The 21,507-nt window shown below is 39.4% G+C and carries 21 protein-coding genes and 4 tRNA genes; 11 read left to right on the plus strand and 14 right to left on the minus strand.

Annotated elements, in window-relative coordinates:
• Nucleotides 1-163: 163 nt before the first annotated feature.
• From J1E28_RS03115 to J1E28_RS03135, 5 genes are all read right to left on the minus strand, one after another.
• Nucleotides 164-240 (minus strand) — tRNA-Asp (locus J1E28_RS03115).
• 47 nt (nt 241-287) lie between these two features.
• Nucleotides 288-363, minus strand: a tRNA-Val gene (locus J1E28_RS03120).
• Between the two features lie 14 nt (nt 364-377).
• A tRNA-Glu gene (locus tag J1E28_RS03125) sits at nt 378-452 on the minus strand.
• Between the two features lie 14 nt (nt 453-466).
• Nucleotides 467-542 (minus strand) — tRNA-Lys (locus J1E28_RS03130).
• A gap of 101 nt (nt 543-643) precedes the next feature.
• Complete coding sequence (locus J1E28_RS03135; RefSeq protein WP_291026548.1) at nt 644-1,135, minus strand: CinA family protein; 492 nt, start codon at nt 1,133-1,135, stop codon at nt 644-646.
• Between the two features lie 125 nt (nt 1,136-1,260).
• Between J1E28_RS03135 and ppk2 the strand changes: the two genes are divergently transcribed.
• The 4 genes from ppk2 (at nt 1,261) to J1E28_RS03155 (ending at nt 4,110) form a co-directional block, all read left to right on the plus strand.
• Entirely contained in the window at nt 1,261-2,355 is a 1,095-nt protein-coding gene (gene ppk2 / locus J1E28_RS03140; protein ID WP_291026550.1) for a polyphosphate kinase 2, read from the plus strand.
• Between the two features lie 385 nt (nt 2,356-2,740).
• Nucleotides 2,741-3,070 carry a rhodanese-like domain-containing protein gene (locus J1E28_RS03145; protein WP_291026552.1) on the plus strand — a complete coding sequence of 110 codons (330 nt, stop codon included), beginning with the start codon at nt 2,741-2,743 and terminating at the stop codon, nt 3,068-3,070.
• Nucleotides 3,071-3,097: 27 nt separating this feature from the next.
• On the plus strand, nt 3,098-3,772 hold the full coding sequence (gene plsY / locus J1E28_RS03150; protein WP_291026554.1) for a glycerol-3-phosphate 1-O-acyltransferase PlsY: 675 nt from the start codon (nt 3,098-3,100) through the stop codon (nt 3,770-3,772).
• Nucleotides 3,769-4,110 (plus strand): dihydroneopterin aldolase, encoded by a 342-nt coding sequence (locus J1E28_RS03155; RefSeq protein ID WP_291026557.1) that lies wholly within the window; start codon nt 3,769-3,771, stop codon nt 4,108-4,110. Before plsY ends, J1E28_RS03155 begins: the two co-directional genes overlap by 4 nt.
• Nucleotides 4,111-4,206: 96 nt before the next feature.
• On the opposite strand, the gene J1E28_RS03160 is transcribed toward J1E28_RS03155, so the two are convergent.
• Nucleotides 4,207-5,229, minus strand: coding sequence for an MBL fold metallo-hydrolase (locus tag J1E28_RS03160; RefSeq protein ID WP_291026559.1), 1,023 nt, complete (start codon nt 5,227-5,229; stop codon nt 4,207-4,209).
• A gap of 228 nt (nt 5,230-5,457) precedes the next feature.
• Between J1E28_RS03160 and J1E28_RS03165 the strand changes: the two genes are divergently transcribed.
• From J1E28_RS03165 to J1E28_RS03185, 5 genes are all read left to right on the plus strand, one after another.
• On the plus strand, nt 5,458-6,051 hold the full coding sequence (locus tag J1E28_RS03165; protein WP_291026561.1) for a heme-binding protein: 594 nt from the start codon (nt 5,458-5,460) through the stop codon (nt 6,049-6,051).
• A complete protein-coding gene (locus tag J1E28_RS03170) occupies nt 6,051-8,537 on the plus strand; it encodes a molybdopterin guanine dinucleotide-containing S/N-oxide reductase (RefSeq protein WP_291026563.1) in 2,487 nt (828 codons plus the stop codon). Before J1E28_RS03165 ends, J1E28_RS03170 begins: the two co-directional genes overlap by 1 nt.
• 666 nt (nt 8,538-9,203) lie before the next feature.
• Nucleotides 9,204-9,692, plus strand: coding sequence for a type II 3-dehydroquinate dehydratase (aroQ, locus tag J1E28_RS03175; protein WP_291026565.1), 489 nt, complete (start codon nt 9,204-9,206; stop codon nt 9,690-9,692).
• Complete coding sequence (locus J1E28_RS03180) at nt 9,692-10,744, plus strand: aminopeptidase P family protein (RefSeq protein WP_291026567.1); 1,053 nt, start codon at nt 9,692-9,694, stop codon at nt 10,742-10,744. The genes aroQ and J1E28_RS03180 overlap by 1 nt, the downstream gene beginning before the upstream one ends.
• Nucleotides 10,745-10,796: 52 nt before the next feature.
• Nucleotides 10,797-12,806, plus strand: coding sequence for a 6-hydroxymethylpterin diphosphokinase MptE-like protein (locus J1E28_RS03185; RefSeq protein ID WP_291026569.1), 2,010 nt, complete (start codon nt 10,797-10,799; stop codon nt 12,804-12,806).
• 585 nt (nt 12,807-13,391) lie between these two features.
• Here J1E28_RS03185 and rplS read toward each other — a convergent pair.
• From rplS to ffh, 6 genes are all read right to left on the minus strand, one after another.
• On the minus strand, nt 13,392-13,748 hold the full coding sequence (gene rplS, locus J1E28_RS03190; RefSeq protein WP_291026571.1) for a 50S ribosomal protein L19: 357 nt from the start codon (nt 13,746-13,748) through the stop codon (nt 13,392-13,394).
• Nucleotides 13,748-14,455: a tRNA (guanosine(37)-N1)-methyltransferase TrmD gene (gene trmD, locus J1E28_RS03195; RefSeq protein ID WP_291026637.1), complete on the minus strand. Its 708-nt coding sequence runs from the start codon at nt 14,453-14,455 to the stop codon at nt 13,748-13,750. Before trmD ends, rplS begins: the two co-directional genes overlap by 1 nt.
• 2 nt (nt 14,456-14,457) lie before the next feature.
• On the minus strand, nt 14,458-15,000 hold the full coding sequence (gene rimM / locus J1E28_RS03200; protein WP_291026573.1) for a ribosome maturation factor RimM: 543 nt from the start codon (nt 14,998-15,000) through the stop codon (nt 14,458-14,460).
• Between the two features lie 39 nt (nt 15,001-15,039).
• Complete coding sequence (locus tag J1E28_RS03205; RefSeq protein WP_291026576.1) at nt 15,040-15,279, minus strand: KH domain-containing protein; 240 nt, start codon at nt 15,277-15,279, stop codon at nt 15,040-15,042.
• 27 nt (nt 15,280-15,306) lie between these two features.
• Nucleotides 15,307-15,537, minus strand: coding sequence for a 30S ribosomal protein S16 (gene rpsP / locus J1E28_RS03210; RefSeq protein ID WP_291026578.1), 231 nt, complete (start codon nt 15,535-15,537; stop codon nt 15,307-15,309).
• Between the two features lie 65 nt (nt 15,538-15,602).
• Nucleotides 15,603-16,946: a signal recognition particle protein gene (gene ffh / locus J1E28_RS03215; protein WP_291026580.1), complete on the minus strand. Its 1,344-nt coding sequence runs from the start codon at nt 16,944-16,946 to the stop codon at nt 15,603-15,605.
• A gap of 161 nt (nt 16,947-17,107) precedes the next feature.
• Between ffh and J1E28_RS03220 the strand changes: the two genes are divergently transcribed.
• The gene (locus J1E28_RS03220) at nt 17,108-17,542 is read left to right on the plus strand and encodes a Fur family transcriptional regulator (protein ID WP_291026582.1); all 435 of its coding nucleotides are present in this window, start codon (nt 17,108-17,110) and stop codon (nt 17,540-17,542) included.
• 68 nt (nt 17,543-17,610) lie between these two features.
• On the opposite strand, the gene J1E28_RS03225 is transcribed toward J1E28_RS03220, so the two are convergent.
• Together J1E28_RS03225 and J1E28_RS03230 are read right to left on the minus strand one after the other, a co-directional pair.
• Nucleotides 17,611-18,270: a rhodanese-like domain-containing protein gene (locus J1E28_RS03225; protein ID WP_291026584.1), complete on the minus strand. Its 660-nt coding sequence runs from the start codon at nt 18,268-18,270 to the stop codon at nt 17,611-17,613.
• A gap of 14 nt (nt 18,271-18,284) precedes the next feature.
• The gene (locus tag J1E28_RS03230) at nt 18,285-21,002 is read right to left on the minus strand and encodes a valine--tRNA ligase (protein ID WP_291026587.1); all 2,718 of its coding nucleotides are present in this window, start codon (nt 21,000-21,002) and stop codon (nt 18,285-18,287) included.
• Between the two features lie 73 nt (nt 21,003-21,075).
• Here J1E28_RS03230 and fliW point away from each other — a divergent pair, with 73 nt between their 5' ends.
• A complete protein-coding gene (gene fliW, locus J1E28_RS03235; protein ID WP_291026590.1) occupies nt 21,076-21,498 on the plus strand; it encodes a flagellar assembly protein FliW in 423 nt (140 codons plus the stop codon).
• Nucleotides 21,499-21,507: the final 9 nt, after the last annotated feature.

Here is a 21,507-nt window from a genome sequence, read left to right on the forward strand (position 1 = left end):
GGTGGATTCGCCAAGCCAACGTTGTATCATCGGCACGCTCGGCAGGCTCGAAGAAATGGTGCAGCTATGCGAGCAGCCGGCGATTCTCATCTTTGGCGAAGCTGTTGTCAAGTCAAAGGGGATTCCGTTTGTGGGGGAGAGGATAGAGCTAAAATAGCCAAAGTGGCGGAGCGGACGGGGCTCGAACCCGCGACCCCCTGCGTGACAGGCAGGTATTCTAACCAGCTGAACTACCGCTCCATTAAGCAGCCCTTATAATCCGCAATCAATGAAAGATGAAGCGTAAATGGTGGTCGCTATAAGACTCGAACTTATGACATCCACCTTGTAAGGGTGGCGCTCTACCAACTGAGCTAAGCGACCAAAACAAATAAAAGTGGTGACCCCTAGGGGATTCGAACCCCTGTAGCCACCGTGAAAGGGTGGTATCCTAACCGTTAGATGAAGGGGCCACTTTTATTTATAGTGGTGACCCGCGTTGGATTCGAACCAACGGCCCATTCCTTAAAAGGGAATTGCTCTACCAACTGAGCTAGCGGGTCATATGCCTACTTCATCTTAAATCTACTCAAACACTGCACCACACGCATAAGCAATGCCATAGACACAAAGAGCGAAATTATAGTAAGTTTGCTCGTATTTGTCAAGACTTTAAAAGCGTGAGCAGCATCTCAAGTGCTTGAATGCAGCTTTGAGACTGCACAGCATTTCTATTACCATCAAATTGATAGCGCGCTATTACCGCCTCACTTCCTTTCATCTGTGCCCCAATATACACGCACCCTACCGGTTTTTGCGCACTTCCTCCACTAGGACCAGCTACACCACTTGTAGCAAGGGCAACATCTGCGCCACTTTGGTTTAAAATCCCCGCACACATAGCCCTCACCACAGGCTCACTTACCGCGCCATATTCTTGTAAATGCACCGCGCTCACACCAAGCCACGAAGCCTTGATAGCATTTGCATAGCTAATCATTGCTCCATCAAGCACAGCTGAAGCTCCGCCAAGCGCGGTAAAATGATAGCTCAAAAGCCCTCCTGTGCAACTCTCTGCTATGCCTATTTTGTAATTTTTGGCACAAAGTAGATTCAAAACTTCCTCTGCTAATGCCTCATTTATATACACCTGCATAGAATCTAAATCCCCGCTATTTTTTGTTTAGATACTTCCCTTTCAAGGAAATAATTATATCTTTTAGTAGAATTTTATTACAAAAAGTGATATGATGTAAGTCAAATTTCTAAAAAAGGGTAACTATGGGAAAAACAGAAAAACAAGTCGTTATACGACCAGAAAATAAGGGCAACATCAAAGATGTATATAAGCGCAAAAATGGGCGTATGAAAGAGGAGTTTTATATCCACGAACTCACAAAACTCCAAATCGAACTTGTAAAAATGCAAAATTGGGTAAAGGCTACAAACCAAAAAATTGCTATTATTATGGAGGGGCGCGATGCAGCAGGAAAGGGAGGAACGATTAAAGCTCTTACATCTCGTATGAATCCACGAAGCTGCCGAACTGTTGCTTTGGCTAAACCCACAGAAGCAGAAAAAACAGAATGGTATTTTAAGCGCTACATTAGCACATTGCCAAGCGGCGGTGAGATTGTATTTTATGATAGAAGTTGGTATAACCGCGCAGGGGTAGAGAGAGTAATGGGATTTTGCACCCAAGAGCAATATAAAGAATTTATCACACAAGTTTCCAATCTTGAACAAATGCTTGTTTCAAGCGGAATGATTATCTTTAAATACTTCCTTGATGTAGGTAGAGAAGAGCAAAAACGTAGAATCTTGCGTCGCAAGACTGACCCTCTTCGAATGTGGAAGCTAAGCCCCATTGATAACAAATCCCTTGATTTATGGGAACAATACACAGAAGTGTTTGAGAAAATGTTTGCACGCACACATACCCACATCTGCCCTTGGACAATTGTAAATACAAACGACAAAAAACGCGCACGATTAAATATCGCCCGCGATATTTTGAGCAAGATTGATTATGAAGGTAAAGACCAAACCAATGTATGCCTCTTGCCAGACCCAAGCATTGTATGGACTTACTCTCAATATCAAGCAACGCATACAGACCCCGCAGAGGAGATTAAAAAGCAACTAGAGGAAGCAAGAGAGGCTAAAAAAGCAAGAAAAAAAGCACAAAAAGTAGCAAGAGAAGCTAAGGAAAAGCAAGAAAAAGAGGTGCAAAAAGAGAAAGAAAAGGAAAAAAAGGCTAAGCTTGAGACAAAAGCAAAAGAGGCTAAGGAAGTTAAAAAGGAAGTTAAAGCTGAAAGTAAGACTAAAGCTGAATCTAAAGAAACAGCCACACAAAAGAATAAAACCTTATCATAAAGCCTCCCACAAATAAAGCTTAAAACAAAATATTTAAACACCCTGCCCTCACACAAAAGAGGGCGGGAGATTCTCCTAATAAAATTTTAAACTCTATCTCTTTCATAAAACCTACATTTTAAAAAACCTTTTTGGTTTTGCTTCTTTATTTTTTAAAGCTTTATTCTTTAAAATTATCTATTAAAGAGAGTAGATTCTAGCCTTCAATCATACAAAAATCTTTAAATTTTTGTATTTATTTTATGTATCTTTGAAATACACATTAAGAATCCTATTAATATAGGCTCCTAAAGCCTTATATATCTTTATTTATTTCCTACAATATATCCCAAGATTCTTATGCTACAATAGCAGTAATACATCAACTATAAAATAAGGAATCTTAATGGAATATAAAGGAAAGAATAATCCTAGTCTTGCTACGCCACTTTATGCACAGGACTTAGATGAGAGTTTTTGCATCATTGATATTCGTTACCCCGAAGATTATGCACTTTGCCATATCAAAGATTCTCTTCATCTCAACAACCCCTATGATGTCTATACTTTTATCAAAAAAAATCCTCATCAAAAATACGCCCTCGTATGCTATTCAGGGCATACTGCGAGTATTTTAGGCACAGAGCTTGTAGAAGAGGGATTAGAAAATATTTATTATTATGATGATGAATTTTCTACGCTTGAAAATGCGTCTGTCCAACTTATCACTCAATAACGCTAGAATCCCATACAAAGGAAAATAATGAATACTCTATCAAATCTACTTTACATACTCTCAAACATCAATGTGATTTTTTATCTCCTTGCATTTGTTGTTGGAGGGATTCCATTTGGGTGGCTATTACTCAAAATCTTTTATAAAACCGATATTCGCACGATTGGCTCAGGGAGTATTGGAGCAACAAATGTCTATCGCGCTCTCAAAGAAAAAGATGCAAAAAAAGCAAAACCTCTCTCTATCCTCACTATCATACTTGATGCTACCAAAGGCTTAATAGTCGTTGCTATCGCTAAAATATTAGAACTAAGCTATGAGACACAATGGACAATCGCACTTTTGGCGATTCTAGGGCATTGTTATAGTCCATTTTTAGGATTTAAAGGTGGCAAAGGAGTGGCTACGGCGATTGGTTCTGTATTAATACTTATTCCTTGTGAAAGCATTTGTGGGCTTCTTATTTGGGGCATTGTGGGCAAAGTCTTTAAAATCTCCTCCATTTCATCACTTGCAGGAGTGTTAGGTGGGATTGCACTCACTTTTGTGTTCCCTTATATCCTGCCCTTGCCAGATTCTATCTCTATCATCGCGCAGATTCATACACATACGCCTGTGGTGCTTATAGGACTATTTATATGCTACACACATATCCCCAATATCAAACGACTTTTTAGCGGGCAAGAAGGCAAAGTGCTATGAAAGAGAATATTTCTTTGCATATTGAGAATCTTACTTGCAAAACCATTATTGGCATACTGCCCGAAGAGCGATTAAAACCACAAAAGCTTATCATAGAGGCACATATTACTTATGAGTATGAGGATTCGCCAACCTTCATCGACTACGCGTATATCTGCGAGCGCATCACTGAATGCCTTGAATATGGCGCGTATGAGCTTTTAGAAACTGCGCTCATTGATATAGCTCGCGCACTTAAAGTTCTTTTTCCAAGCATCACGCACCTTAACCTTTGTATCAAAAAACCTGACATTCTCGCTTCCTGCACTGTGGGTGCAAGTATCTCACGCGATTTTTAGCATTTTAGAATCTAAGTTTCACACACAAAATTGCTCGTGCAAAAAATAAAATATATTGCTCGCTTTAAAAATCTAGATTCCAAGATTCTAGTTTTTTTAAAGAGACTCCCACCAACGCGAAGTCGCTCTCTCCTCCCATAGAGGCACTATCTCGCCAATACAAGGCGTAAGGAGGGTAAAATCGCATAAAGATTCTAATCTCCTCCCCTCATAAAGCGCATAAAGAGCCTTAAGAGGCTGGGTAAAATGATGCGGAGCAAGGGCAAACTTGCTATTATGGATAGGCATAAGCTTTTTGCACTTTATATCAATGGCAGCTTGGAGGGTTTGATGAGGGAAAAGATGATGATGCGCCCAACGCATATTGTATTGCCCATTTTCAATAAACGCAAAATCCACGCATTCAAACTGCTCACCGATAACCTTAAAATGTCCGCCATAGCCACTATCACCGCTGCAAAAAATATTTTTATTATCTGTTTGCAGCATAAAAGAAGCCCATAAACTTGTATTTTTATCAAAGAATGAGCGCGTAGAGTAGTGTTTGCTTGGCAAACAATGAATCTTTATATCTCCTAAAGTCACGCATTCATTCCAGCTAAGCTCAATAATACAATGAGAGGCTATCCCCCACTTGCGCAAAATTTTGCCTATACCAAGAGGCACAATAGCACATTGAATCTTTTCTGCTAGGGCGCGAATGCTCTTTTTGCTTAAATGATCATAATGATTATGTGTGATAATGAGATAATCAATCACCCCAAAATCACTCGCACTAAAAATATCTGCCCCCTTAAAAGCACGAAACATACAAGGCAAAGGCGAAGCTGCACTCTCAATCAATGGATCAACAAGCACACTCTTACCATTAAGCCACAGCATAAAAGAGGAATGCCCAAACCATACAAAACTCTCTTGAGAAGGGATTGTGCGAATATCACTTTTAAAGCTAGGGATATGCACATCAGTGTGCGAAGAGAAAGCCTTTAGCATAAAGCGTATGAGAGAATCCTCATAATGACTATAAGATTCTATGATATGTTGTTCTTTTGCATTATGCGCTTGAAATGCTTGTGTAAGATAAGTAGCGGGGTGATTTTTGGCTTTAAATTTTGACATAGATACCTTTCAATTTGTGCATTATATTGACATAATCTTAAACAAAACCTCAAATCTTGCACAATAATTTGTTTTCTCCCTGCTTTATTTGGCATATCATCAAAATAAAGCGTTATATCTTAAAAAGCTACACGCTCGTATTCTATGCTATTTTAATCTATTTTCAAGTTTTTATTTTCTATAATTTCTTAAATCTTTTTAGATATTTTGATACAAGGAGGAGAAAATATGAAAATGTTTGTGAAAATCATCTCAACTCTCACATTAACATTCATATGCACTCAAGCAGCCGAAATCTACTATGCCTCCAAAATCAAATCACTCTACAAAGAGGGTGATAATAAAATTGTGGGGAGGCTTTTACCCACCGCTGCTGTTGAAGTGCTAGAGCGCAAAGATAATAAGGTGCTTTTGCGTATCAAAGGCTATACGCAAGTAGGCTCTAATGCGGCTTTGTATTTCGCCCCAAATCGGCGGATACTCAATGCTGGATTCTCAAAAAATGTAGGTGTAACTTTTACCAACATAGAAACCTTTAAAGAGAGTGAAACCAAGCAAGATTGGGAACTTGCAAGTGTGGATTTATGGAGTGAGGATACAGACTTAACACAAGATTTGCAAAGCCTTTATAAAAAAGCAAGTGAGCTTTTTACAAATTGCTCGATTTGCCACACCTTGCACCCACCCAAAGAATTTACCGCAAATGCTTGGCCTAGCGTAATCAAATCAATGAAAACGCGCGTGGGCTACAACAATGATGAGGAATATCTCGTATCTCAATACCTTCAAAAAAATGCCAAAGATATGCCAAAGGAGAAATAATGAATACATTGAGTAGAAGAACTGTGCTTCAAGCAATGGGAAAGGGTTTGGCAGTATTTGCCCTTGTGCCTTTTGTGGGCTGTGATAACCAAAGTAAAAAAGAAACAATAGAATCTGGCGTAAAAGCTTTTAGTGAGAATCTTGTGCTTGATGGCGAAGTAATTACAGGTGCGCATTGGGGCGTACTCAAAGCCACAATCAAAGAAGGCAAGGTTATCTCAAGCACCAATGCACTTAAAAATGCTGTGTCTAATCCACTTCATAGCACTATACCCGATTTGATTTATGCACCTACACGCATTAAATACCCTATGGTGCGAAAATCTTATCTTGAGAATCCTCAAAACCCTAAGCCCGAGTTACGCGGGGCTGATGAATGGGTAAGAGTGAGCTATGATGAAGCCATTGCGCTTATTAGCAAAGAACTTAAAGCCACTTATAAACAAAAAGGCAAAGAGGGTGTATTTGCTGGAAGCTATGGCTGGAAAAGTAGCGGAAACTTGCATAATGCCCGTATTTTGTTACAAAGATTTATGGGTATGGCTGGAGGCTATGTAGGCGTGAGCGGGGATTATTCCACAGGAGCTTCACAAGTGATTATGCCCTATGTTGTAGGAAGTATTGAAGTTTATGAGCAACAAACCGCCTTTCCTGTGGTGCTTGATAACACACAAGTGATTGTGATATGGGGGGCTGATCCTATGGCAACTTTACGCAATGCTTGGACGATTAATGAAGGCACAGGACTTGATTTTTTCGAGCAGCTTAAAAAAAGTGGCAAACAAATCATCAGTATTGATCCTGTGTGCAATATGAGCTGTGAATATCTAGGTGCAGAGTGGATTGCCCCTCTGCCAAATACTGATGTAGCGCTAATGCTTGGTATAATGCACACAATGCTTAAAACTAACCAATACGATAAAGAATTTTTAGACAATTACACGACAGGATTTGAGCCATTTTCTGCTTATCTCTTAGGCAAAGAAGATGGCATAGAAAAAGATGCCGCTTGGGCGTCTCAAATTTGTGGGATTCCTCAAGAGAAAATAGAATCTTTAGCCAAGCTTTTTTTCACAAACCGCACAATGCTAATGTCTGGCTGGAGTATGCAGCGCGCTCACCACGGCGAACAAGCACATTGGGCTTTAGTAACCCTTGCGTGTATGATAGGACAGATTGGCTTACCCGGCGGAGGATTCGGGCTATCTTATCATTACAGCAATGGCGGCTCACCCACAGCAACTGCACCTGTAGTTGGAGGGATTAATCTAGGCAATGTCGATAGTGGCGGTGCGGAGTGGCTTATGCAGGGAAGTGATAATAATTTCCCTCTTGCGCGTATTTCTGATGCCTTGCTTAATCCGGGAAAAAGCATTCAGCACAATGGTAAAACCATCACCTACACCGATATTGATTTTATCTATTGGGTAGGGGGCAATCCGCTCGTGCATCACCAAGACACAAATACTTTCATCAAAGCGTGGCGCAAACCACGCACAATCGTTGTGAATGAGATTTATTGGACGCCAACTGCGCGATATGCTGATATTGTAATGCCTATTACAACAAGCTATGAGCGCAATGATATTTCAATGAGCGGGGATTATTCAAATCTCCATATCGTGCCAATGAAACAGCTAGTGCAAAAACAATTTGAAGCCACTGATGATTATCAAGTCTTTTGCGATTTAGCAAAAGCTTTTGGCATTTATGATAAATTTAGCGAGGGTAAAGATGAAATGGCTTGGCTCAAGGAATTTTATAACCAAGCCCTTAGCCAAGCCCAAAATTTAATGGTTACAATGCCTGATTTTGAAAGCTTTTGGGAGGCAAATGAGCCACTTAAATTTGAGATTCCCGCAGAATCTGAAAGTTTTGTGCGCTATGCGGATTTTAGGGAAGATCCTATTTTAAATCCACTTGGCACAGATTCAGGCTTGATTGAGATTTACTCTCAAAAAATTGCAGGATACAAATATGCTGACTGCCCCGCACACCCTACTTGGCTTGAGCCTGTTGAATGGCTAGGTATGAAAAATAAACCTGCGGAATTTGCGCTCGTTACCTCTCACCCTGCGTTACGATTACACTCTCAATGCGCAAATACCTCCTTGCGAGAGGATTATGCGATTGCCAATAAAGAGCCGATTTGGATTAATACCAAAGATGCCGCCTCTAAGGGCATTAAAACAGGCGATATAGTCAAAGTAAGCAATAAAAGAGGAAGTGTGCTTGCTGGTGCTTTTGTAACTGATAAGATTTTGCAAGGCGTGGTGCGCTTGTGTGAGGGCGCGTGGTATGACCCTGAAGTCAAAGGACAAATTGGTAGCACTTGCAAAAATGGCTCGGCAAATGTGCTTACGCTTGACTTACCCACCTCACCTCTTGCAAATGGCAATATTGCACATACAACGCTTGTAAATATTGAAAAATTTGAAGGTGAAATACAAGATGTGTGCGTGTTTGAAGCTCCTGAAGGCGCGTAGCTAAAAATTGATTTATACTTTGCTTTTGCAAAGTATAAATGTTGTGGGTGTAGAATCAAGATTTTATACAAAAGGCGAGATTTTCGAGCCTTAAAGCGCGGATTTAGGATTCTAAAAGCTTAAAAAAGCATCTTAGTGCAGATTCTAGGTTTTAGAATCTGTGCGCGATAACGCACCCTCCCTACCACAACAACGCCCCCTTGAAATATTACATTATTGTGCACCGCTAGTTCCAATGCGATAAAGATATATTTTATTGTTATTAAGAATTTTTAAGAATCCTAGAATAGATTTTCCTTAAGGCTTGTGAGATTTTAGAATCCACACAAAACGGCAAATTTTTAGAATCTCACACAGAGAATCTAGCCACAAAGCCCTCCATTTTTAAAAAGATTGCGCAGAAAAATAAAAAATAAAATAAAGCAACTTTTAGGATTAAATAGCACAAAATATCTCTAAATAAGCTTTTATAACGCATTTTAAGCTAAATCTTTAGAATCCTTCAAATTTTATATATGTTCAATGCGCCTTTAAGCTTTTACTTCACGCATTTAATGCCCAAAAAGGCTTGTTTTAGCAAACACGCCCATATTATCGCAAATTTAGCTATAATGTGCGCTCTTTGTAATATGATAGATAAATAGATTCTATTAAGGAGTGCAAGAAATGAAAATCTTAGTCATTCAAGGACCAAATCTCAATATTTTAGGGCATCGTGAGCCACATATCTATGGTAATTTCACACTAGAGCAAATTCACACCAATCTCCAAGCTCAAGCTACGCAGCATAACGCACAATTAGAATTTTTTCAAAGCAATTTTGAAGGTGAAATTATTGATAAGCTTCAAGAGTGCATCGGTGGAGAATATGCAGGAGTGATTATAAATCCTGCCGCCTTTACACACACTTCTATTGCTATTGCCGATGCGATTGCAAGCTGCGGTGTGCCTGTGATTGAAGTGCATATTAGTAATATCCACGCTAGAGAGGAATTTCGCTCTAAAAGCTATACAGGAGCGGTAAGTGCGGGGGTGATTACAGGTTTTGGTGCATTTGGCTATCATCTTGCCCTTATAGGTATCTTACAAATTGCAAGTGAGATTGCAGCTCTTAAATCCCAACAACAAGCCCAAAACGGCACAGGAAATAAATAATGGACTTAGATACTCACATTTATCTCACACTCAATGAAAATGCTCAATATTATGAATGTGGCTTTAGCTGCGATAATGCGCTTATCTTGCGCATCAAAGATGAGCGGTATTTTATTACAGATTCTCGCTATACCCTTGAAGCCAAGGAGTTATGCCACCCACACACCCAAATCATAGAATCTACTGACTTTATCCAAAGCGCACAAGAAATTTTGCAAAAGCTGCACATACCTCACATCATCTTTAATCCACAAGAACTTAGCGTGAGCGTGTATGAAAAACTCAAAATCGCGTTAGATTCTATTCAATGTGAGCTTATTGCTAAACCAAATTTTCATCAAGCCTTGCGTATCAAAAAAACACCCAAAGAAATTGAGCTTATTACAAAAAGCCAAAAACTCAATAAAAAAGCCTTTAAACATTTTGCTAAACATTTGCAAGAAACACTAAAAAAAGCGCCAAGCGAAAAACAGCTACATTATGAGGCAATGCAGTTTTTGAGTGATTTTGGCGCGTATGAATTAAGCTTTGAGCCAATTGTGGGCATTAATGCCAATGGTGCTAAGCCTCACGCCTTGCCAAATGCGCAATGTTTTTTGGCAAAAAATGATGTGTTGCTTTTTGATGCGGGAATCAAATACAAGCGGTATTGTTCAGATATGACGCGCACAGCGAGTGTAAGCAAAAATATAGATTTCAGCAAAAAGCAATGTTTTAAAAATAAACTTGTGCAAAAAGTCTATGATATTGTGCAAAAAGCGCAAGAAGAGACGATTAAGAGGGTGAGGAGCGGAATGAGTGGCAAGGAGATTGATGCTATCGCTAGAGATGTTATTGATAAAAGTGGCTATGGGCAATATTTTGTGCATAGCACAGGGCACGGCATAGGGCTAGATATACACGAGTTGCCACGTATTTCTAGTAGGAGTGAGGATATTATCGAAGATGATATGGTTTTTTCTATCGAACCCGGAATCTACCTGCCACAGCAATTTGGCATCAGAATCGAGGATTTGGTGGTGATGAAAAATGGACGCGCACAAGTGCTATGATTTGCTCTATCGCGCTTATGCTCCTCTCACATAGCCACATATAAGAGATAAAATGCAACAAAATACAGATTCCACCCCCTCCTTGCTCCATATCTGCCAAAGTGGCGATATAGGACTTTTAGAATCTTATACTGCTAGACGCTATGCGTTGAATATGGATTTTTTCTCCTCGCTTAATCACAAGCTTTTTGCTAAGCTAAAAGCCCCAATCAAACAATACAATCTCTACTTGCACCACCAAGATTTAAACATTATCGATGTGCATTCAAAAATCTTTGTCTATCCTGTGCAGGAGCATAATAATGCACCAAAACATATGATGATAGAGCAGAATCTCGCTTTATGTGAAAATCCACCCAATAATCCTGCCTACACAATTTATACTAATCACTTAGCCCTCCATAAGCTTGATGAGCATAATCTCCCGCTTACTGCAAGCGCGTGCAATCCAATGATTGAGCTAATGCTTAAAGATTTTAATGGAGCCAATCGCTTTCATTTACCATCATATTTTCTACCAAATCTCACTATTTTTGGGCTACTTGGAGGTATGTTTTTGCAATTTTTGCTCGAAAAGGGCTATTATTTTCACTCATTACTGCTTTTTGAAGAGGATATAGACTTATTTAGAATCTCACTTTATTTTGTGGATTATCCGCTTTTATTCGAGCGCGTGAGTGAGCGATCGTGCTATATTTTTGTCGAAAACATCGTGCAAAAAGAATTTGTGCAAAACTATTTCACGCATAAACGCATCACAAACAACTTTCTCCGCCTTGAACTCTGCCTTTATGAAAGCCCTAAACTGCAACAAGCCCAAGATGAAGTTGCTCAAAGCTATGCTATAAACGCGCGTGGGTGGGGAAGCTTTGATGATGAAATGATAGGGGTGCGAAATACTTTTAAGAATCTTGGTAAAAACAAAAAAAGTAAATATCCTCTCTTGCATCTCCCAAAACGCATAAATGCGCCTATTTGTGTGATAGGTAATGGGGCAAGTTTAGATTCTTTGCTTCCTTTTATTAAAGAAAATGAGCAAAAAATGATTATTTTTAGCTGTGGCACGGCTTTGAAGCCACTCAAAAATGCAGGTATTATGCCGGATTTTCAAATCGAAATTGAGCGCATTGCTTATCTTAAAGATGTTTTAGAATCTGCCCCGCTTGAAAATACCACACTTTTATGTGGCAATATGGTGCAACCAAGTGCGCTAGAGATTGCCAAAGAAGCCTATATATTTATGCGTGGTGGGAGCGCAAGTGCATATTTTGGTAACCCAAAGAGCGTGGTAGAATTTGCCGCACCTTATGTGGGCAATGCAGGATTTGCTCTCGCGTGCCTTCTTAGTGAAGAGGTAATAATGTGTGGGCTTGATTGTGGCTATATCAAAGGCAAAACAAAACACGCACAAGGCTCATATTATGGCGATGAAGAGAGTATGATTCCAAAAAATGCCTATGTGGTGCAGGGCAATAGCGAATATGAAGTGTATGCAGATGCGCTATTTAGCCTATCAAGTGCAATGATGAGCAAGGCTATTAATGCTTTCACGCCAAAGCTTGTGATGAATCTTGGTGATGGGGCATATGTGCGAGGAACTCGCTCTACGCGCACTGATGAGTTTATTTTGCGTGAGATTAACAAAGAGGAGTGCATTCAAAACATCAAAAGCTATATGTGTGCAGATAAAAAAAAGCTTTTTACACATAAGCAATCCTACAAAGAAGAGCTTAATGCCTATAAAGAAGAAATTTTAAAGGCTTTACGCAAGAGCATAGAGGGACAAAATCACTCTGTGGCAAATAAGCAAGAGCTTTTTGCGCGCATTGATACTATTCACGCCTTAAGCCTTCAATATTCTGCAAAAATACCATTTGTAGGTGTGCTTTTTGAGGGAAGTGTTTCGCATATGTTACACACGATGATGTTATGTGCGCTCCATATCCCAAGTGATAATATCGCGCTTTTTTATGCACGTTGTGTAGAAATTATAGAATCAGCTCTCAATAAAATGGTAATGAGCTATACGATGCTTTGCGTATCAAATGGGATAGAGGCTTGATACGCACTTAAAGCACACGATTTAAAAAGGCTTTGTGCGATGAGGCTTACGCTGTGTGGGGCTATGCAAAAATAATGTGCGATAATGATGAGATGATGACAAAATTGCGTCTTAAATTTCGCTATTTGGGTAGGGGTGGATAGAATCCACACAAATCATCGCATATTTTAAGGGGCGAGATTCTAGAATCTTTTAGCAATAAAGTATATCTTTATTACATTTAGAACTAACGGCGCACAAAGTGCGATACTTTAAAAGCGTCCTCTGGGGCGAGACATATATTATCGAGCGACACGAAGTGGCGGGGGAGCAAAGCGGGGATATATAAGGGAGTGTGAAGCGATTTCGCCTAATTAAAACCCCCTTGTCCCCATTATAAAAGAAATATAAAATCTAAGATGGATAAGGGGAATGACTTTGCATTTGTGCAAAGCACCAATCCATACTTACATATTCAAGTCCCTCGTAAGATTGCACTCGCCCTTTATAAAAAGAATCTTGGTTTGTGAGAAGTTTAAAGAAATTCTTAGATTCTAGAATCTACGCTAAAGCAAAGAGCCTCTGTGTGTGAAAGGCTCAAAGCGCTTATTTGCGTAATTCTTTAATACGTGCTGATTTGCCTTTTCTATTGCGTAAATAATAGAGTTTTGCGCGTCTTACGCGTCCTATACGCAATACCTCGATACTCTCTAAGCTTGCGCTATAAAGCGGAAAGGTTTTTTCTACGCCGATGTTGTTTGCGCCCATTTTTCTTGTTGTAAATGTTCTATCTACGCCATTTCCGCGAATTGCAATACACACACCCTCAAAATATTGTGTTCTGCTTTTATCTCCCTCTTGAATCTTAATGCCCAATCTCAAAGTATCCCCTGCCTTAAATTGTGGGGCTTTCTTATCGCCAATTTGTGCTTCATTAAAACTCTGTATGTAACGATTTCTCATTATTTTTCCTTTCTCTGCTCATCTCTTAAATATGTGTGATATGCTTGATATAAATCTGGTCGAAAATACTTTGTCTTGCATATCGCTAAGCATTTTTTTAAGCTGATGATTTTACTATGATTTCCCTTTAAATATACTGAAGGCACTGCCGAAAATGAAGTGTTATGAGTGATTTTGGCAAAATGAGGAGCTTCAAGCAAATGGGATTCAAAACTCTCTTCTTTGAGAGAATCTGCATTGCCAAGCACCCCATTTACAAAGCGAGAGATACTATCACAAAGCATAAGCGCGGGTAATTCCCCACCGGTTACAACAAAATCGCCCACGCTAAATACTTCATCTGCACGCTCTTCAATGACGCGTTCATCAAAGCCCTCATATCGCCCACATACAAAACTTATATGTGTTTTCTTGCTTAACCTCAAAGCATCATAGTTATTAAAAGGTTTGCCACAGGGGCTAAGGAAAATAATATGTGAATCTCGCACGGATTGCAATGCTGCAAAAAGCACATCAGCTTTCATCACTTGCCCTGCACCGCCGCTTATGGGAGGCTCATCGACTTTTTTGTATTTATCAAGCGCAAAATTGCGGATATTAATACTCTCTACTTCAATGAGATGCTTCTGTATGGCTCTTTTGAGTATAGAATCTGCAAAGTAAGATTCTATAAGCGCAGGAAAAAGTGTGAGAAAGGAGAATTTTATCATTAGCTTTGCTCAAGGATTGCTAGGGCATTGCGTGTAAAAATGCCTTGAGGCGAGAGAGAAAGCACAAATTGCTCAATATTTGGGAGGAGAAATTGTTTTTTTAAGCCTTGCTGGGTAAGTGCCTTATCCGTGCCAATAAGGAGATAATCAAGTGTGCCAATGCGCTCAATATCTATGACTTTGCCAAGATTCAAATCCCCATTTTCACCACTCTCCACCACATTTGCGCCTATGATGTCCTCCCATAAAAACTCTCCCTCTTTGAGATGGCACATTGCCCTACTCTCTGCAAGTGTAGAATACAACTCACAATTTACGAGCCTAAGCGCACTCTCACGCGAATGATAATCCTCAAAACGCACAAGATTTTTTTTGATATTAAAAGATTGAATGCAAAGTGTGCCTAAAGTTTGCGTATGAAAAATAGCTTTGGGAGTAAAAATAGAGGGAAAATCACTTATAATATGAAGCTTTAAATCCCCACACACGCCCACAACCCGACCGACTTTGGCGACTAAAAGAAGGGGAGATTTTTGCTTCATCACTCTCCCTTATCAATCTCTGCTCTATCATATAAAGACTTAATGAGCTTGCACGGCGATTCTATAATTTTTGCCATCTTTTGCTTTTGTGCCAGAAATAAAAGTTTTAAGCGAACCTACCATTTTACCATCACGTCCTATAAGTCGCCCTACATCTTGTGCATCAGCGAGTATAAGAATCTCATAAGTGTTATCAGGAGCATTTGTTATTTGTATATCTATTGCTTCAGGTTTATTGACGATTTTCTTTGCATATTCTCTAATAAAATCTTCGACCATAATACTTCTCTACTATACAATTTATAATTATTTTGAGGTAAGCTTTGCTACCCTTTCACTCATCTTCGCTCCCACACTTTTCCAATATTCTAATCTCTGTGCATCATATTTTACAAGTGGTGGTTCTACTAAAGGATTGTAGTATCCTAGAGATTCTATCCAGCCTCCATCGCGCTTTTTACGAGAATCTGTTACAACAATGCGATAAAAAGGTTTTTTCTTGCGTCCCATTTTAGTTAATCTAATTACTGTTGCCATTGCCTCTCCTTAAAATTTGGCATTTATTGAGTAGCGCATTATAGTGTATTTTGCTTAAATCCTTATTATTTTGGCATTCTCATATTACCCATAAGACTCATAAGCTCTTGCATACCACCTTTTTGCGATATCTTCTTAGCAAGCTTGGCGGCTTGATCAAATTGCTTGATGATGCGATTTATATCACTTACTTCTAAGCCACTCCCCTGCGCTATGCGTTTTCGCCTTGAGCCATTAAGCAAGGAGGGATTCTCTCGCTCTTTTTTTGTCATAGAATTAACCATTGCGCGGATATTTTTTACTTCATTTGATTTATCTAAATCCACATCTTTAAGCGCACCTGCCATATTTCCTAGCCCCGGAATCATTGAGGCAATCTGTGAGAGAGAACCGAGCTTTTTAACATTTTCGATTTGAGCGATAAAATCTTCAAAACTAAACTGCCCTTTTTTAATCTTTTTAGCAATGCCTTTGGCTTCATCTTGGCTAATTACACTAGCAGTTTTTTCTGCCAAAGTCGCAATATCCCCTGCTCCCATAAGGCGCGAGATGATTCTCTCTGGGAGAAAAATATCAAAATCCACCACTTTCTCCCCACTCCCTATAAACTTTAGGGGAATGCCGATTTGATAGGCAATCGATAAGGCTATGCCCCCCTTACTATCGCTATCAAATTTAGAGAGTATAACCCCATCAATGCCAATTTTTTCATTAAAATGCTCGGCGGAGCGGATACCATCTTGCCCACTTAGAGAATCTGCCACATAAATACACTCTGTGGCATTTACTGCCTTTTTAATCTGCCCTAATTCATTCATTAAAGCCTCATCTATGCTTAATCGCCCCGCACTATCGATAATGACTACATCATAATGCTCCATAGCTGCCTTTTGTCTTGCTTCTTTAGCTACACTCAAAGCATCTTCAGGCTTACTTGCAAGACTTGGCGTAAAAATATCTACCTCAATACTTTGAGCAAGACTTTCAAGCTGGGTAATTGCTGCAAGACGATGCAAATCACAAGCAACAAGTAATACTTTTTTTCCTCTTTGTTTGAGATAAAGAGCGAGTTTAGCGCTTGAGGTTGTCTTCCCGCTTCCTTGTAAGCCCATCATCACAATAACACTTGGAGGCGTTGGCGAAAAACTAATGCCATAGCTCTTTGATGAGTGCAAAATCTCTGCAAGAGCATATTGCAAGGCGGCACTAAAGTTTTGTTTGCCAATACCCTCTTGCTTTGTGCGCTCTTGCACTACTTGCACGATATGCTTTGTTACTTTGTGATGCACATCATTTTTAAGCAAAGTCTTCTTTAACTCATCGCACGCCCTTTGCAATGCCCTCTCATCATCGCTAAAGCGAATCTTATTCATAATGCCTTTAAATGAACTTGTTAAAGTATCAAACATTCGCACTCTCCATATAAACCTCTTTAGGGATTGTATTACTAAAAACTACATTGCTACATTGTATGCAAAAATCACTTTTATTATGCTTTTATTTACTTCAAGTTTGTAGATTCCTTTTTTTAATAAGAATTTTTATCCTGTAATAAAAAAGGGTTAATATTATGATGAGCTTTGAACAACACCTAAGAGAAAAACACCTAAAAATCACACCTCAACGCATTGCGATGCTTAATCAAATCGAGCATAATGGGCATATGAGCGTAGAGGAAATTTATGAGCAAATCAAATCGATTTATCCCTCTATCTCACTTGCTACTATTTATAAAAATGTGAGCGCACTCTGTGAAGCAAATATCTTGCGCGAGATTAAAGCTCCTAAAGATAAGCAAAGATATGAGCTAAGTAGCGATAAGCATTTACACGCCTATTGCGAAATCTGTGGCGAACTCAAAGATATTAAACTTGAAACAAGCCATTTAAAAAGTGATTGCAAAGAAAAAACCGGTTATGAAATTTTTGATATTTCAGCCGTGCTTATTGGCTTATGCCCCACTTGCAAGGCAAATCCCAAAAAACTTTCTTTATCTTTGGATTGAGCGCTAATCTCCCCACAATAGCTACTTTTGCAAGAAACATTAAAAAAATTCTAGCAATAAGCTAGAATCTACATTTTACAGCAATGTGGCACTTCTGTGGTAAGAGGCAATCCCAAATCTTTCCACGCATTTAACCCCCCCACGAGGCGATAAAGCTGTGTATAGCCCAAACGTTGCGCCCACATAATGCCTATATGCGCACTTCCCATAGGTGCAGTAATATACTCACCACTATCATAAAACACGATTTTTGCATCTTTTTTCTGCCCAAGTAATTGAATAAAATCCTCCTGTGAGCGTGAAAGTGCATCACTCTCCCAATTCCACTCACTCCCATCTGGATTTAAAGATGGACTTAGCGCAAATTCAAAATGCTTTGCATTAGGAATAAGCCCAAGATTATAAATGCCACGAGGCAAGGTTGCAATAATCACAAAATCATCACTATGCGCATTGAGTTCATTAGGTAAAATCAGCTCATATCCGCTTATTGCCGCACGCGCAATCAATGCAACACTATCATCAATCATATACTGCTCTACACCCGAATGAAGCAGTGAATCTTGAATCTGTGTTGCACCCTCTGCATCACCTGTGGCTCTTTTTTCCATAAGAGCCACAATTTGCGGATAAATAGCTACCATTTTTGCAGAAGCACTTTGCTCCTTTTGAGAATCCGAACACGCCAAAAAGCCTAAGCATAGCACAAACAAAAGTATTTTTTTCACATTTTCTCCTTACTCTATGGGTTTAAAAGTGCATCTAATTCAGCACAAATCTTGTCATATTTCTCTTGTGTATTTTGCAAGTTTGCCCTATTTTGCTCAAGCACTGCCTTAGGGGCGTTTTGGATAAATTTTTCATTACCAAGCATAGATTGCAATTTTTGCAACTCTTTTTCGCATTTTTGTTTTTGATGGCTTAGGCGCGAAGTGATAGCACTTAAATCAATGCCCTCAAGCTGAATATAGCATTCACAAAATTCTCCCACATCACCCACGCTCGCCTTTGGTTTTGTATGTGTGATATGCACAGCCCCCACTTTAGTAAGCTTACACACAAATTGCTCTAAAAGGGCAGTATCCACATTATCACTTAATTTAACATATACCTCATTTAGAGGAGCTAAGCCAAGCTCAAGCATTGCTCTTAATCGGCGAATACTAATAATCACATCTTGTATGATATAAAAAGACTGCTGCAAAGCTATATCTTGCATAGATTCAGCCTCTGCTTTAGGATAAGGAGCAATCATAATAGAATCCGAAGAGGCTATATCGCTTTTATCTAAGCTATGCCATAAAAAATCTGTAATAAAAGGCATATAAGGGTGTAAAAGCAAAAGTGCAGATTTAAAAATCGCCCCTAATTCATAAATAGAATCCTTACTTGCCTTTGCAAGTTCAATCCCCCAATCGCAAAATTCTCCCCACAAGAAACGATACAAAATACTCGCCCCCTGCTCAAAGCGATATTCCTCTAGCGCACCTCGTACTTCTTTTGTCGCCACATTAAGGCGCATTAACATATAGCGCCCAAGAGCTGTTTTTATCTCTATTTCTGCAAGATGAGCAAAACCCTCTTGTTTTGCTTTTTCATCACCAAGCTGTTCTAAATACATATTCAAAAATTGCGTGGCATTATAGAGTTTATTTGTGAAATTTTTAGTATTTTCAAGCGTTTGGCTAGAGAGCTTTATATCTCGCCCCTGCGCACAAAGAATCGCCAAAGAAAAACGCAAAACATCAGCTCCATAAGTCTGTATAGTCTCTAATGGATCAATCACATTCCCCTTAGATTTACTCATTTTTTGCCCAAACTCATCACGCACAAGGGCGTGGAGATAAACATTTTTAAAGGGCAATGCGCCAAGGAGTGATTCTCCGCTTAAGAGCATACGCGCTACCCAAAAAAACAAAATATCAAAACCCGTGATAAGCAAAGTATTGGGGTAAAACTCCCTTAAATCGCTCTCATTATAAAGTGAATCCTTGGCTTCTTGTCCTTCTTTTTTATTCCCCCAACCCAAAGTGCTAAATGCCCAAAGTCCCGAGCTAAACCAAGTATCAAGCACATCTTCATCTTGTTTTGTCGCAGTTTTTTGGCATTGAGGACAGGTGGGATTATTCTCTTCTGAAGCGATTTTTTCTCCACACTCACAATACCACACTGGGATTCTATGCCCCCACCACAGCTGACGAGAAATGCACCAATCTTTTAGCTCCCTCATCCACGCATTATAATTATTGAGCCATTGAGGGGGGAAAAACTGCAATTCCTTATTATTTACCCTCTCTATAGCCTTTTTGGCAACTTCTTTTTTCACAAACCATTGCTTTGAGATATAAGGCTCTACAACATTGCCACAGCGATAGCACTTGCCCACTTGATTGGTATAATCTTCTATTTTCTCAATAAAGCCTCCCTCCTGCAATTTCTCCACAATAGCCAAACGCGCTTGCAATCTATCTTGTCCTGCAAATTCCCCCGCATACTCATTTAAAATACCTTTTTGATCAAAAATCACTATGGATTGAAGATGATGTCTTTTGCCCACCTCATAGTCATTCATATCGTGTGCGGGCGTTACTTTCACGCAGCCACTCCCAAACTCCATATCCACACTAGAATCCCCGATAATAGGAATAGGACGATGAAGAAGCGGAAGAATAACATTTTTGCCAATAAGATGCTTATAGCGCGCATCTTGTGGATTTACCATTACAGCTGTGTCGCCAAAAAATGTTTCAGGACGCGTAGTTGCGACAATAAGCTCTTGGGTGGTAGAAGCTGCTTTATTTTGCTCCAAGGGATAACGCAAATAATAAAGTTTGCCCTGATTTTCCTCATATTCCACCTCAATATCCGAAAGTGCGCCATCGTGTGTGCACCAATTTACCATATAATAATCCTGCACAATGAATCCACGTTCATACCACTGCACAAATGCCTTTTTAACCGCATTTTGCAAGCCTTGATCCATTGTAAAGCGCAAACGCGACCACGCTGGAGTAATGCCAAGATGGCGCATTTGATGCAAAATTGCTCCGCCACTTTTTTCCTTCCATTCCCAAATTTTAGCAACAAATGCTTCTCTGCCTAAGCTCTCCTTATCTAAGCCCTGTGCTAAAAGCTGCCTTTGCACGACATTTTGCGTAGCAATCCCCGCGTGATCCAAACCGGGCTGATAGAGGGTTTTAAAACCATTCATTCGCTTAAAGCGCGTAATAATATCTTGGAGCGTAAAAGTGAGAGCGTGTCCTATATGAAGCATTCCTGTAACATTAGGCGGAGGCATCATAATACAAAAACATTGCGGATTCTCACTCTGCCAAAGGGATTTATTTCCTTCAATCTCAAAATACCCCCGCTCTTCGCATAATTGATAAAACATCGACTCCACACTCTGTGGTTGGTATCCTTTTTTGATTTCTTGTGTATGTTGCTCTGCAGGATTCATACAATGCCCTTGTGGTATTTAATTTGCTTTTGTGCTATAATACCATAATGCCAAAAACAAAATGGAGGTAAATATGACTTATGAGCTCAAGATGCCAATTTTAGGATTTGAAGATGTCAAAAAAGTGGAATTAGAAAAAATTGATGAAACTTTTAGCAAAATCCGCTCACTCGATGGTAATAAGCCTTTTGAAATTACTCTTGTAAATCCATTTTCCCTCTGTGATTATGACTTCACAATTCCCACAGCCGATGAAAAACTCCTTGATTTAGATGAAAAAAGAGGCGATAAAGTGGAAGTATATTGTGTTGTTGTCGTGCAAAAACCTATCGAAAATTCCATCGTGAATCTAATGTCTCCTTTTGTATTTAATCCTGCCAATGCTTCGTGCTTACAAGTTACAACTTTACCTGTGGCACAATATCCACAATTTAGCAAAGTGCAACCTTTAAAAGAGTTTTTATCAAGTGAGATTTTGCAAAGCCTTGCAAAATAGCCTAAACTC

It is taken from the genome of Helicobacter sp. (genome assembly GCF_022511165.1).
Classification (GTDB): domain Bacteria; phylum Campylobacterota; class Campylobacteria; order Campylobacterales; family Helicobacteraceae; genus Helicobacter_C.